The organism is Flavobacterium rivuli WB 3.3-2 = DSM 21788, from assembly GCF_000378485.1.
Classification (GTDB): Bacteria; Bacteroidota; Bacteroidia; order Flavobacteriales; family Flavobacteriaceae; genus Flavobacterium; species Flavobacterium rivuli.
This window is the reverse complement of the sequence record NZ_KB899983.1, coordinates 1-13,342: the sequence shown is the minus strand read 5'-3', so window position 1 is coordinate 13,342 and position 13,342 is coordinate 1. Positions and strand designations below refer to the sequence as shown.

At 38.7% G+C, this 13,342-nt stretch carries 17 protein-coding genes; 12 read left to right on the top strand and 5 right to left on the bottom strand.

What is annotated here, in order from left to right:
• The first annotated feature begins 23 nt into the window (after positions 1-23).
• The 6 genes from pheT (at position 24) to F565_RS0120545 (ending at position 6,244) form a co-directional block, all read left to right on the top strand.
• Positions 24-2,447: a phenylalanine--tRNA ligase subunit beta gene (gene pheT, locus F565_RS0120570; protein WP_020215137.1), complete on the top strand. Its 2,424-nt coding sequence runs from the start codon at positions 24-26 to the stop codon at positions 2,445-2,447.
• Positions 2,448-2,695: 248 nt separating this feature from the next.
• Entirely contained in the window at positions 2,696-2,929 is a 234-nt protein-coding gene (locus tag F565_RS0120565; RefSeq protein WP_020215136.1) for a hypothetical protein, read from the top strand.
• Entirely contained in the window at positions 2,911-3,210 is a 300-nt protein-coding gene (locus F565_RS0120560) for a type II toxin-antitoxin system RelE/ParE family toxin (protein ID WP_020215135.1), read from the top strand. The genes F565_RS0120565 and F565_RS0120560 overlap by 19 nt, the downstream gene beginning before the upstream one ends.
• 13 nt (positions 3,211-3,223) lie before the next feature.
• Positions 3,224-5,209, top strand: coding sequence for an excinuclease ABC subunit UvrB (uvrB, locus tag F565_RS0120555; protein WP_020215134.1), 1,986 nt, complete (start codon positions 3,224-3,226; stop codon positions 5,207-5,209).
• A gap of 147 nt (positions 5,210-5,356) precedes the next feature.
• Entirely contained in the window at positions 5,357-5,812 is a 456-nt protein-coding gene (locus F565_RS0120550; protein WP_154652686.1) for a hypothetical protein, read from the top strand.
• 54 nt (positions 5,813-5,866) lie between these two features.
• Positions 5,867-6,244 (top strand): VOC family protein, encoded by a 378-nt coding sequence (locus tag F565_RS0120545; RefSeq protein WP_020215132.1) that lies wholly within the window; start codon positions 5,867-5,869, stop codon positions 6,242-6,244.
• 64 nt (positions 6,245-6,308) lie between these two features.
• On the opposite strand, the gene F565_RS0120540 is transcribed toward F565_RS0120545, so the two are convergent.
• The 3 genes from F565_RS0120540 to F565_RS0120530 all read right to left on the bottom strand — a co-directional run bounded on the left by F565_RS0120540 (position 6,309) and on the right by F565_RS0120530 (position 8,082).
• Positions 6,309-6,725 carry a DoxX family protein gene (locus tag F565_RS0120540; RefSeq protein ID WP_020215131.1) on the bottom strand — a complete coding sequence of 139 codons (417 nt, stop codon included), beginning with the start codon at positions 6,723-6,725 and terminating at the stop codon, positions 6,309-6,311.
• A gap of 80 nt (positions 6,726-6,805) precedes the next feature.
• Positions 6,806-7,234, bottom strand: a complete 429-nt coding sequence (locus F565_RS0120535) for a DoxX family protein (RefSeq protein WP_316931057.1) — start codon at positions 7,232-7,234, stop codon at positions 6,806-6,808.
• 92 nt (positions 7,235-7,326) lie between these two features.
• Positions 7,327-8,082, bottom strand: a complete 756-nt coding sequence (locus F565_RS0120530; protein ID WP_020215129.1) for a LytR/AlgR family response regulator transcription factor — start codon at positions 8,080-8,082, stop codon at positions 7,327-7,329.
• A 392-nt stretch (positions 8,083-8,474) separates the two neighbouring features.
• Between F565_RS0120530 and F565_RS0120525 the strand changes: the two genes are divergently transcribed.
• The 3 genes from F565_RS0120525 (at position 8,475) to F565_RS0120515 (ending at position 10,607) form a co-directional block, all read left to right on the top strand.
• Positions 8,475-9,020 (top strand): IS1096 element passenger TnpR family protein, encoded by a 546-nt coding sequence (locus tag F565_RS0120525; RefSeq protein WP_020215128.1) that lies wholly within the window; start codon positions 8,475-8,477, stop codon positions 9,018-9,020.
• Between the two features lie 78 nt (positions 9,021-9,098).
• Positions 9,099-9,506, top strand: coding sequence for a four helix bundle protein (locus F565_RS0120520; RefSeq protein WP_020215127.1), 408 nt, complete (start codon positions 9,099-9,101; stop codon positions 9,504-9,506).
• A 42-nt stretch (positions 9,507-9,548) separates the two neighbouring features.
• Positions 9,549-10,607: a nucleoid-associated protein gene (locus tag F565_RS0120515; protein WP_020215126.1), complete on the top strand. Its 1,059-nt coding sequence runs from the start codon at positions 9,549-9,551 to the stop codon at positions 10,605-10,607.
• A gap of 62 nt (positions 10,608-10,669) precedes the next feature.
• Here the strand turns inward: F565_RS0120515 and F565_RS22135 are convergent, their stop codons facing one another.
• On the bottom strand, positions 10,670-10,966 hold the full coding sequence (locus F565_RS22135; protein ID WP_197062255.1) for a hypothetical protein: 297 nt from the start codon (positions 10,964-10,966) through the stop codon (positions 10,670-10,672).
• Between the two features lie 192 nt (positions 10,967-11,158).
• Positions 11,159-11,578: a hypothetical protein gene (locus F565_RS0120505; RefSeq protein ID WP_020215124.1), complete on the bottom strand. Its 420-nt coding sequence runs from the start codon at positions 11,576-11,578 to the stop codon at positions 11,159-11,161.
• Between the two features lie 96 nt (positions 11,579-11,674).
• On the opposite strand from F565_RS0120505, the gene F565_RS0120500 reads away from it, so the two are divergent.
• The 3 genes from F565_RS0120500 to F565_RS23145 form a co-directional block, all read left to right on the top strand.
• A complete protein-coding gene (locus tag F565_RS0120500; protein WP_020215123.1) occupies positions 11,675-12,292 on the top strand; it encodes a hypothetical protein in 618 nt (205 codons plus the stop codon).
• A 494-nt stretch (positions 12,293-12,786) separates the two neighbouring features.
• The gene (locus F565_RS0120495; protein ID WP_020215122.1) at positions 12,787-13,020 is read left to right on the top strand and encodes a hypothetical protein; all 234 of its coding nucleotides are present in this window, start codon (positions 12,787-12,789) and stop codon (positions 13,018-13,020) included.
• A gap of 129 nt (positions 13,021-13,149) precedes the next feature.
• Positions 13,150-13,342 (top strand): transposase (locus F565_RS23145; RefSeq protein ID WP_020215121.1); only part of this gene is annotated, 193 nt, incomplete at its 3' end.

The window sequence follows — 13,342 nt, the reverse complement described above, 5'->3', positions numbered from 1 at the left end:
CCTTTAAGAAAACAGACTAACTCATGCGCATATCCTACAACTGGTTAAAACAATTTATTAAACTCGACTGGAAATCTGAAGAAACGGCTGCCCTGCTTACCGATCTTGGCCTTGAAGTAGAGGGAGTAGACAAATTTGAGTCGCTTAAAGGCGGACTTGAAGGTGTGGTTATAGGCCATGTTCTTACCTGTATACAACACCCCAATGCCGATAGGCTTCGTATAACTACTGTAGACCTGGGCGATGGTGTACCTGTACAAATAGTGTGCGGCGCGCCTAATGTGGCTGCCGGGCAAAAAGTGGCTGTAGCAACTATAGGCACTACATTATATGATAAAGAAGGTGTTGCTTTCCAGATAAAAAAAGGAAAAATTCGCGGCGAAGAAAGTCACGGTATGATATGTGCCGAAGATGAGCTGGGCCTTGGCGCAAGCCATGACGGCATCATGATACTTAATGAAGACCTTGTTGCGGGTACTCCTGCTGCTAAAATATTTGACATTGTAACTGACGAGGTTTTTGAAATAGGCCTTACCCCTAACCGTGCCGATGCTATGAGCCACCTTGGTGTAGCCCGCGACCTTAAGGCAGGGTTAAACCAAAAAAATGTTCATACCGAGCTTATTACACCATCGGTTAGTAACTTCAGGGTAGATAAACGTACCCTTAAGATAGATATAAAACTGGAAGACAGTAAACGTGCACCGCGTTATTGTGGTGTAACCATATCCGGTATTACAGTTAAGCCTTCTCCGGCATGGCTGCAAAACAGGCTTAAGGCTATTGGGCTTACGCCAAAGAATAATGTGGTAGATGTTACTAACTATGTTTTGCATGAGTTAGGCCAGCCACTACATGCCTTTGATGCTGCTAAAATAAAAGGCAATAAAGTGCTTATTAAAACAGCCGATGCAGGTACAAAATTTGTTACTCTTGATGATGTAGAACGTACATTGCATGAGGAAGACCTTGTAATTTGCGACGAAAATGGCCCTATGGCTATTGCGGGGGTTATGGGTGGCAAAAAATCGGGGGTTACCACGAGTACGGCAACTATATTTTTAGAAAGTGCTTACTTTAACCCGGTATCCATTCGTAAAACTGCAAAACGCCACGGTATAAGCACCGATGCTTCATTCCGCTTTGAGAGGGGTATTGATCCTACAATTACCCCGTATGCCCTTAAACGTGCTGCCCTGCTTATACAGGAAACTGCCGGTGGCGAAATTACCTGCGATCTTGAGGATATTTATCCTAAAAAAATAGAAGACTTTTCTGTATTCCTTAATTTTGATACGGTTACACGTACCATTGGCCAGGAACTATCTAAAGAAAATATCAAGAAAATACTGGTATCTCTGGATATTAAAATAACATCAATGTCAGAAAAAGGCCTTGGCCTTATTATCCCGTCTTACCGTGTAGATGTTACCCGCGAGATAGATGTTATAGAGGAGATACTTCGTGTATTTGGGTACAACAACATTACGTTTACTCAAAAAATAAACGCATCGATATCTAACTCGTCTCGTACCGAAGATTATAAACTTCAAAATGTTGTGGCAAGCCAGCTTACAGCCCTTGGCTTTAACGAAATGATGGCTAACTCGCTTACCACGCCGGATTATATTGAACTATCGGAAAACCTTAAGGAGGAGCACAATGTGCTTATGTTAAACCCATTGAGCAATGACCTTTCTGCAATGAGGCAGTCATTACTGTTTAGTGCGCTTGAGGCTGTTTCTTTTAATATTAACCGCCGCCGTGCCGACCTTAAGTTATTTGAATTTGGCAAAAGCTACCACAAAATAGCCGGAAGCTATGACGAGAAAAAACACCTTACCCTAACTGTAACAGGTAACCGCCAGCAGGAAAGCTGGGCTCAGCCACAAAAAGGCAGTGATTTCTTTATGTTTAAAGGCTACATCACTATGATATTAGGCCGTCTTGGTTTTAATAAACTACAAACACAGCCGTTAGAAAATGATGTATTTGCAGAGGGTTCTGTTTTGGCAATAGGTAATGATGTTATAGTAGAATTTGGTACTGTAAAAAAGCAGGTGCTTAAGCATTTTGATATTAAACAGGAAGTTTTGTTTGCCGACTTTAACTGGGCTGCAATAACTAAACTGGTTACCGGTAAAATTAAATATACTGATATTTCTAAATTTCCGGAAGTGCGCCGTGACCTTGCGCTATTGGTAGACAACGCCATTACTTTTGACAGTATTTATGCCATTGCCCGCCAGACAGAAAAGGCCTTACTGAAAGACATTAGTTTGTTTGACGTGTACGAAGGCGAGAACCTGCCTGAAGGTAAGAAATCGTATGCGGTGAGCTTTGTATTGCAGGACAGTACAAAAACACTTACCGATGAGCAGATAGAAAAAATTATGGGCAAAATAAGGAATAGCCTGGAAACACAAACAGGGGCGCAGTTGCGATAACATATTATAATTATATTTTAAAGCTTCGGAAAAGCAGTAATTACTTGCTGTTTTTCCGAAGCTTTTTTATTACCGAAGCAGTTTTCCAGTCTGCAAAAGCCGATAAATAAAGACGAAAGCAGGACAAAGATGGCGCAAAATACACCTGCCGTTCGCTACCTAAATGAATATATTTTAGGCACAGTTGTTGATTTATTGTTGGCGAAGATTTAGACATTTTTTTTTGTAACTTCGTAAAAACATTTGCCATGGATACATTAGAACTTAGAAATATTGTGATGGCGCAGGTTGCTCAAATTGAAGATAATTCTTTCCTTGCCGCGCTGAAAACAATTATTGAAACAAAAGTAGAACCTAAAATATTCCTCAACAGCGCCCAAAGGAAAGAACTTGAAGAGTCAGCTTTAGAGGCTAAGAGAGGATTATTTAAGCCACATAGTGTTCTTGACAAAGAAGTAAAGCAATGGCTCGAAGAGAAATAGAATGGCTACCCACTGCTGAACGCAAACTTTTTGCGATACTTGTATATTTTGCCGAACGAAATAAGAGTAAAACGTATTCGATAAAATTGTATAAAACCCTTAATAGGGAATTACAATTACTTAATAAAAATCCCGAAATTGGAATGAAGTCTGATTATGAAAACATCAGGGGTCTAATAGTGGGGAATTATACAGTTTTTTACGAAGTTACGCCTAATAAAATAGTTGTACACTCTCTATGGGATAACCGTCAGGATCCCGATGAAATAATAATCAGATAAGAAAAGGATAATAATGAAATTTAAGGTTGTATCGGATTATAAGCCTACAGGCGACCAGCCCGAGGCGATTAAACAATTAACGGCAGGTATAGAGAGTGGCGAACCGTTCCAGACGCTGTTGGGCGTTACAGGATCGGGTAAAACATTTACTATGGCTAATGTTATTGCCAATGTAGAAAAACCTACGCTGGTGCTTGCGCACAACAAAACGCTGGCAGCACAGTTGTACAGTGAGTTTAAGCAATTTTTCCCGGAAAATGCGGTTGAATATTTTGTTTCGTACTACGACTACTACCAGCCGGAAGCTTACATACCTGTGAGCGGAACGTATATAGAGAAAGACCTTTCGATAAATGAGGAGCTCGAAAAAATGCGCCTCCACACCACTTCTTCCCTACTATCCGGACGCCGCGATATTATTGTGGTAGCATCGGTTTCCTGCCTGTACGGTATCGGTAACCCGGTTGAGTTCCAAAAAAATGTGGTGTCTATACACAACGGGCAAAATATATCGCGCACTAAGTTGCTGCACCAATTGGTACAAAGCTTATACTCGCGCACAGAAATGGATTTTAACCCGGGGTCGTTCCGCATTAAGGGCGATACGGTAGAGGTATTTCCAAGTTATGGAGATGAGCCGTTCCGAATCCACTTTTTTGGAGATGAGATTGAAGAGATCGAAGCCTTTGATAAAAAGACATCGCAGGTTATCGAGAAATATAACCGATTGAATATTTACCCGGCTAACATGTTTGTTACCAGCCCCGATGTGCTTAACGGCGCAATATGGGAAATTCAGCAGGACCTTGTTAAGCAGGTAGATTACTTTAAAGAAATAGGCAAACACCTTGAAGCCAAGCGTCTTGAGGAGCGAACTAATTTTGACCTTGAAATGATTCGGGAACTGGGTTACTGTTCGGGCATTGAGAACTATTCAAGATACCTCGACCGCAGGCTGCCCGGTACGCGCCCATTCTGTTTGCTGGATTATTTCCCGAAAGACTTTTTGATGGTAATAGACGAAAGCCACGTTACCGTGAGCCAGGTGCACGCCATGTATGGCGGTGACCGTTCGCGTAAGGAAAACCTTGTAGAATATGGCTTTAGGCTACCGGCTGCAATGGATAACCGTCCTCTTAAATTTGAAGAGTTTGAGGCAATGCAAAACCAGGTGGTTTATGTGAGTGCCACCCCTGCCGATTATGAAATGCAAAAATCGGGAGGTATTTACACCGAGCAGATTATCCGCCCTACGGGACTGCTTGACCCTATAATTGAGATTCGCCCAAGCCTTAACCAGATAGACGACCTTATAGAGGAAATTCACCAGCGTGTAGAGGTCGATGAGCGCGTGCTTGTTACAACCCTTACTAAACGTATGGCCGAAGAACTTGCTAAGTATCTTGATAAACTTTCCATTCGCTGCCGATACATTCATAGTGAGGTAGATACCTTAGAGCGTGTAGAGATCATGCAGGATTTACGTAAAGGTATTTTCGATGTGCTTATAGGCGTTAACTTGCTTAGGGAAGGACTGGATTTACCCGAAGTATCTTTAGTAGCAATACTTGATGCTGACAAAGAGGGCTTTTTGCGTAGTAACCGCTCGCTTACACAAACTGTGGGCCGTGCTGCCCGTAACGTAAACGGTAAGGCCATTATGTATGCCGATAAAATTACCGACAGTATGCAGCGTACTATAGACGAGACCAACTATAAGCGCGAAAAACAGATGGAATACAACACCCTGCACGGTAAAGTGCCTATGGGACTTAGTAAGAAAATTGAAAAAAATACCCTTGGCAAAAGCAATGCCTACAAGTTGGAACATGCCCCCAAAATTGCTGCCGAACCGGATACAACCTATATGGCAAAAGGCGATATAGAAAAGATTATCCGCGATAAACGCAAGAACATGGAAAAAGCCGCTAAAGAACTCGATTTTTTACAGGCTGCGAAGCTTAGGGACGAGATTAAAGCGTTGCAGGAGCAGGTGTAGCGCAACCCAATAAACATACCATGTTAATTGTACGTTAATAAATTAACGGTTGTATATGAAAATGAGAAGCCTAAATTGCGTAATTTTGTAGGCTGTGAAATTGAGAACATAAAAATTTAAGTGCTTCCGGGAGAAGGTTTAACTGCTATGAGTAACACAAAAGTAGATCCGTGGAATTTTGAATCTGATTATCCGTCGCCGGATAATTCGCACACAATAGTATATAGCGATCTTGAAGAAATGGCTATTGGCGCACCACTTAACGGCCAGTGTTTTCTGGAATTTCCTAACGGAAGAAGCATAAAACTTGGTGGATGGTGTGGTGGCCCTCCTGTATGGGAACCTAATGGCTCACGCGTAGCCCTGCCTTTATGGAAACGTAAGATATTTGTGGGTACTGTTCAGCAATTGGCTATTATAGACGTTGATGCGCTCGAAATGAAAATTTACAACAAGACGTTTAACGTATTAGATGTACAATCGTTTACAGAAAACACGATTAAAGGCTGTAACACCCCACTTAATAAATGTGAGCCTGTCAATTTAGACCTTAGCAAAGAAAAGGTTTGCAAAATTGTAGATTTAAAGTGTGGTTTGAGGTAAGTTTGAACTTTTTAATAATATTGATATATTCGTAGTAAACTAATATTTGGTATTATGAACACAATTGCATATTTCGAAATCCAGGCTGCCAATGTACCGCAGGCAGTGGCATTTTACAAGGCGGCTTTTGGTTGGAATTTTGTTAAAGAAGAAAGCTTCCCTATAGAATACTACCGCATAGAAACTGACAGCATTTACGGTGGAGTATTAAAGCGCCCTGTAAAAACACCGCCCATGGAGTTTGGCACCAATGCTTTTACCTGCTCTATTCAGGTTGAAAGTTTTGATGCTACTGCACAAATAATATTAAATAATAACGGACAGTTAGCAATGCCCAAGTTTGCTGTTGCCGGCCGTTGCTGGCAGGGTTATTTTATAGATAATGATAATAATGTATTCGGTATTTTTGAAGTGGACGAAAATGCCAAGTAAATAATTTACTATTTATCAAATTATAAATCCCTATGTTAGAGGTAGCAGATGCTATGTCTTTGTTTTACAATTTATCTTTTTTACTCGTTACCCCTCCCCCATATAGTGCCCACGCCATTAGCACCGGCTGAAAGAATAAACGTGCAAATCGTTTCTCATCGGTATCAAGGCCAAAGGCATCCCTGCGGTTTTTAAACTGCGAAATGTTTCCAGGAAATACCGCTGCAAAAAATCCGGCTGCTGCTATCCCAACTTTCTTCCTGTCGTTTTTTAATAAGGCAATAGAGGTGCCAAGAAGTATCTCCGCAATGCCCGAAAGCACAACCGTGGTATCTTTTTTAAGCGGAACCCAGTCCGGCACCTGTGCCTGAAATTCTTTGCGTGCAAAGGTAAGGTGGCTTGTACCTGCTGCGATAAGCATGGTACCTAAAAGTAATCGTGCAGCGTTTTGCCCCTTGCTATAATTATCAGTAGTTTTCATAACATGTAGTTTTATATAAAGTTAGGCACAGAAAATTGTGTAACCACAGCATTTAAAACAACTTTATGAAAATTAGAAAACTATGCTCTCTTACCCCTCATTAAAGAACTCCATGCCCCTGTGCTCCACAGTGGCCATATAATAAGTAACGGGTGCATAAAAAGGCGTGCGAGGCGTGCGCTATCGGTATTTAAACCAAAAGCATCTACATGATTTGCATATTGCGCATAATTACCGGGAAAAATTGCAAGAAAAAATGCAGCGGCCACCCACCCCACTGCTACCCTGTAACATTTTAAAAAAATTAAGGAAATGCCAAGAAGTAGCTCTACTACCCCTGATAGGGATACCACCAAACTTTTATCAAGCGGAACCCAGTCGGGTACCTGGGAAATGTACCCGTCATGCAAAAAAGAAAGATGGCCCGTACCGGTAAAAACCAGTAAACACCCTAACAGGATCCTGAAAAAATTTTGTGCCGTAGTGTAACTTTGTAATGTTTCCATCATCTTAAATTTAACTTTATTAAAATCAACATAAATTTATAACAAGCTAATTTAATGAATATTACAACACTATAAATAAGAAATATAGTATTAATTTATCCCAACCATTCTTTAAAATCGTTTACCCGCTCGCGGCTCACAATTATTTCGTCATCCTTATAGGTAGGCGGTATAACCTTAAGTCGGGAATTAGTGTACACCACAATATCTTTAATGGCATTAACAGCCACTATAAACTTTCTGCTTACCCTGAAAAACTGCTTAGGGTCGAGTTCCGCTTCCAACTGCTCTAAAGTGTTTTCCAGTAAGTAATCACGATTATCGGTAGTGTGAATATAAGTGCCTTTGTTCTCGCTATAAAAACATTCGGCATCCTCAATATTAATCATCTTAAGGTGCTGCCCCATTTTTATGGTAAAGCGTTTTTTATAGGCTTTCTCGGCAGGGTTGGACAGCATGCGCTTTATCTGGTCAAAATCTATGGCCTGTGGTTGCGGTTTGGGCTGGCGCTCTTTAAACTTGGCAACAGCAGCTTCAAGATCGTCTTCGTCTATAGGCTTAAGCAAGTAATCTATACTGTTAAGCTTAAAGGCACGCAGGGCATACTCATCATAAGCCGTTGTAAAAATAACAGCACTGGTTATATGTACACGGTCGAAGATCTCAAAAGATAAGCCATCTGACAGTTGTATATCAAGAAAAATAAGGTCGGGGTGCTGGTTGTTATTAAACCACTCTACGGCTTCCTGTACAGAGTGCAGCATGGTGCCGGCTGTAATATCCAGTTTTTGCAGTTTGCGCTGCAGCAGGCGCGCCGCAGGTTTTTCATCTTCTATAATAATGACGGTCATATGGTATGGTTTTGAGTGATTGATGATTTTTCAAAAATAGTAATTTTCAGATATTTATCTTCATATACTTTTAACCTGCCTTAAACTATACGGATTAAAAAACATCTAATACCATTTGCATATGTATTATGGTTAAATTGGGATTAAATGTCACGCAAAGTCGCGAAGCTTTGCGACTTAACAGTTGCTATTGTTCCATTTATTAAATACTACAGCTTTGCGGCTTCGCGACTTTGCGTGAAAAAATATTTGAACTATATTATATTTTCATTTGGTATTACAAATCAGGCCCTTTAAATAAATGGAAAATACCCTATATCCAAAATTTCTAAAATTCCAAAACCCAAAATCAGAATTTATATTTTACCTTTGAGGGATTAAATGCTACTACTATGGTTTATAAATTTAGGGTAATACTGGATGCAGAAGAAGATATATTTAGGGATATAGCCATTCTTGAAGAAGATACGCTGGAAGACCTTCATAATGCCATTGTTAATGCCTTTGGGTTTGATGGAATGGAGATTGCCTCTTTTTATACCTGCGATGACGACTGGACCCAGGAAGATGAAATTGCACTTTTTGACACCGGTGATATTCCGGGAGAGCAAAAAACTATGGCCGACTATGTACTGGGTGATACCCTGGACAGGGAAAGCAATAAAATTATTTATGTTTATGACTTTTTAAATATGTGGACGTTTTTTGTAGAACTTGCCGCTATTGAAGAGCCGGAAGCAGGAACGGCTTACCCGGACCTACTTTTTGCACATGGCGAAATGCCTGCAAGCGCACCGGAAATGGCTTTTGGCACAGATGCTACCAGCGACGACCTTTACGGCGAGTTTGACGACGATTATGATGAGGAAGACCTTGACATGTTTGATGATGACCACAACATGGACGACTTAGGGCTTAATGACCATAATTGGAATTAGGAGAAAGGTTCTGAGGAACTTAGGTGCTGAGAGACTTAGAGAAACTTAGATTCTAAGTTCCTCAAATTCTCAGGATCTATGAACCTTAAAAATTATATTTTTGGCAACAACCTTAAATATAAATTTATGAGCACCTTTAGAAACCTGTTAATATGGCAAAAAGCCATGGCACTTGTTACAAAAATTTATAAAACAACCCAACAATTCCCCAAAGAGGAGATTTTTGGGTTAACATCTCAAATAAGGCGATGTAGTGTTTCTATGCCAAGCAATATTGCTGAAGGGTATGGAAGAAATTCTGATGGAGATTTCCTACGATTTTTAAATATTGCAACAGCATCCTTATTTGAATTACAAACGCAGATAGAAATAGCATATAATATTGATTACCTTGCGCAAGATACGTTTAATGCTTTATATGCCGATACCCGTGAACTTGAGATAATGCTGGTATCATTTTCTAATAAAATTAAAGAGAGGCGCTAAAAATCTTAGCCTCTAAGAACCTAAGAACCTTTTTCAAAATCGATGATCAATTTATTCAATACAAATATAGACACCCTTTCAATCCACAGGGTAGGAAACAAAAGCCGTAGTGAGGCCATTTTTTTATCTGATGAGCACTATAAGCCTACAGATGAAATTATTCCGCTTTTAAAAGAGTATTTTTTTAAACCTTTCAGGGATAAGGAAGAAAACTATTTTCAGTTTGCGCATGATGTGCATTTAGATTACCACGACATGTATAACTTTGCTACAGAGGTTTTTACCGACCCAAGCAAGGCACATGAAGTTTCTAAAAAAATAACCAAGCACCTTTTTGAGCAGTCTAACCACCCGCACATTAAAAATGGTGAGGTTTATGTGGCTTACCTTACCAATATTACTATAGATAACAACCCGGTTGACGCAATTGGTATCTTTAAAAGTGAGATAAAAACAGATTTCCTTCAGTTTGACGAAAAAGGCGGAAACATCGAGCTTATGCTTCAGCAGGGTATTAACCTTAACAAGCTCGATAAAGGCTGTATTATCTTTAACTATAAAAAAGAAGAAGGCTATAAAATACTTACTATAGACCATAACCGTTATGATGCGCGTTACTGGCTGGAACATTTCCTATCGGTAGATACGTTTCAGGACGAAAATTTCATTACTAAAAAGTACATGAAATTCGTTCAGGATTTTGCTAAAGATGTAGTATTACCGGCAGAAGACAAGAAAGAAGAAGTAATGTTTATGAACAGGGCCGTTAACCACTTTGCTAAAAATGACACGTTTGAAGAAACTGCATTTTTAAATGATGTTATAGAAAACCCGGACCTTATACCTGAATTTAAAAACTATAAGGTAGAGAAAGCACCTAAATACAGCATAGAAGACGTTACAACTTTTCCTATTGCAAATGCAGCAGTAACGGATGCTCGTAAAAAAATAAAAAACGTTATTAACCTGGATACTAACATACAAATAAAACTGGACTTTATAAATACAGAAAGTGCCGAAAAATTTGTTGAAAAGGGCTGGGACGAAGAAAAACAAATGTATTACTACCTTGTTTACTTTAATAAAGAGCAAAAAAGCTAATACCTTTTTTAATTATACAAAAAGCCCTGTCGATTTATTATTGACAGGGCTTTTTATATTACTTAACCGAAAATCTGATCGTCATCAGGATTATCATACTGGCTAATCGGGTGCTTGTCTTCGGCATCGCTGCCTTCAAGTTTTACAATTTTGTTGTAAATCCCTAACAATAAAAAAGGTGCTGCCCACTGACCCACAAAAAGAGCCGTAGTTTTTTGGCCTGCAATTTTAAGGCCGGCAGATACTGCCATAGAGCCTAATGCTGCCCAAAGAAATACATCTGATGGGATTTTAGCTGTTTGTTTTTCGATAGTTTTGGCTACTTTGCCTTCAGAATGGTCGTTGCTGTTAAATGACATAATGATAGATTTTAATGATTGTATCCTTTTGGATGTCATGTAAAATTACCTATACCATGCTTAAGCAAAATACATTGTTTTGTTAATAAATGATAAGGTTACGTTAAACTAAACAACTAAAAATGAATGTTTTATATAATTTTACATTCTATTTATACTATTATACATTTACTCTGTTCCGGTTTATAAAATTTATTTTATACGCTTGTAAGTAGTACTAAAAAGGTCGTACTCATAAAACTGGTTAGGCCTGTTATCTGTAGTGTAAGATAGTTTTATGGTGTTATCATCTACAACAGTAAATATTCCTTTAAGGGTTTCCTTTTCGTTAGTATCTAAAGTAGTGACTTTAATAACAACCTCGTGTGGGTTAACATCAAGGTTAGCTTTATAGGTTATGCTTGCTTTGTGCCCGTTGTACATAAATTCTTTACCGCCTTTAAGTACGCCATCTATAACCACTTTGGCATAACCTTCGCTATCAAAAACAAAGGATGGCGCTGTGCGCTTATCCTCGGCCCAGGTACCCACAAGAGTAAAAGCGGTTTTATATGGCGTGGTAAATGATGTTAGCGTAGTTAGTACTATAAAGAGTAACGATATTCTTTTCATGACAGGAATGTTTGCAACCAAATATAAAATTTTTCTTTTAACTAATGGCAAATGCAATTTGGTTTAACTTTGTGTTTCTAACAATTAATATGCGCTATGAAATTTTCTTATATACTCTTGCCCCTGTTCCTGCTGCTGATAGGCTGTAATGCCGCCTCTACAGATGCTGTTCCTGCCACAGGCTTTACACCTTCTGCAGAGAAAGGTATTGCCATTGCTACTATAACTTTTGAAGGCGATGTACCCGTAAACGATATTTACCGCTTTTTTTACAATGCACAAAGTGGCGATAAAAAATTTAAAAAGCAGAATGCCGGCAAAATTATGATTAATGGCCGTCAGAATAAAGAGAAAGGTTTTAACGGCGACTTTAATAATAAAAAGAGCTACCTCGTAGTAATAGAACGCGAACCGGGCAGCTATGCCTTTACACAATACAGCTACTTAGATCATTTAGGGTCTAACGGCATGGTAAGCAGCAGTAAATTATTTGCTATACCCTTTGAAATTAAAAAAGGCGAAATAACCTATGTGGGCGAAATGGATTATAAAGACCTTGCCGAAAAAGGTACGCCCCGCATTTATGTTGCCGATTATTATACCCGCGACATTCCCGAATTTAAAAAGAAATACCCCGGCGTTAACTGGGACACTGCTGTAAACCGAACCCCTAAAACCGGAAATAACGGAGAGGGTATTGTAGATTTTAGATAGCAGACAGTAAACTTTAACATTTAAAACTGCCTTACACCATAAAATCCCTATTAATGGGTATTTTATGGTGTTTTTGTATACGTTAGTTTTACACTCTCAATGTAAAACTACACAATTATGATTACTGCGATATCAAACTTTCTTGTACACCTTTTAAACGCCATTGTGCCTTAACACATCGAATCTTACAAATAAATCTTTATAAAATATAATCAGCATTCACTCATGGTTAATGTTTTATAGAAATGGTAGGCGGGCATACTATATCTATAACGTTAATACTATCAGCACAATACGATAATTATCAAATTAAAAAAGAAGAACACTAATAATTTAACAAATAAGAATTTTCATATCATAAAATTTTAACAAGATTTTATGTATTATTCTGAACTAAACAGACTGTTAAATGTTAAATTATCAATATTTAACATTTTTAACAGAATTTTATTCAGTTTATTATTTACTTTTATGCTACCTAAAAATCTGAAAACATGGAGAAAATTACTTTAGACGCGATGCGTAATTTTATTGTAGAAAACGAGTTAACCGACAGTGTTGCAATTACCCTGCACCCGGATAGCTTTGATGAACTTGTATTAGAGTACCTTGACACGAATGGCAACCAGATAGAGCGTCCCTTTGAGATTCTTGGTATAGAAATTTTGCAGGACACTACAGGTAATGTACCTGTAAACAAAGTAAACCTGCTTGATACTGTAGAATAACTTACATTTAATCGTACTACTTAAAAGTAATGAAGCCGTCTCAAAACTGAGGCGGTTTTTTTATGCATTTTTTTGGCAGAAAGTTTATTTTTTATTATATTCAAGTATTGATTATCAATATTTTAAGCGATGAAATTTAAGCCCTACAACCAGAACCAGTCGACTCTTTTCCCTCATTCGTTTGATGAATTAATACCTGCGCATCATCCGGTCCGGGTTATTAACTCCGTTGTAGAGAAAATAAATATCCAGCCGTTACTTGAAGCCTATAGTAAAGAAGGAAATCCTGGGTACCATCCCAAAATGCTTTTGAAGGTGATGA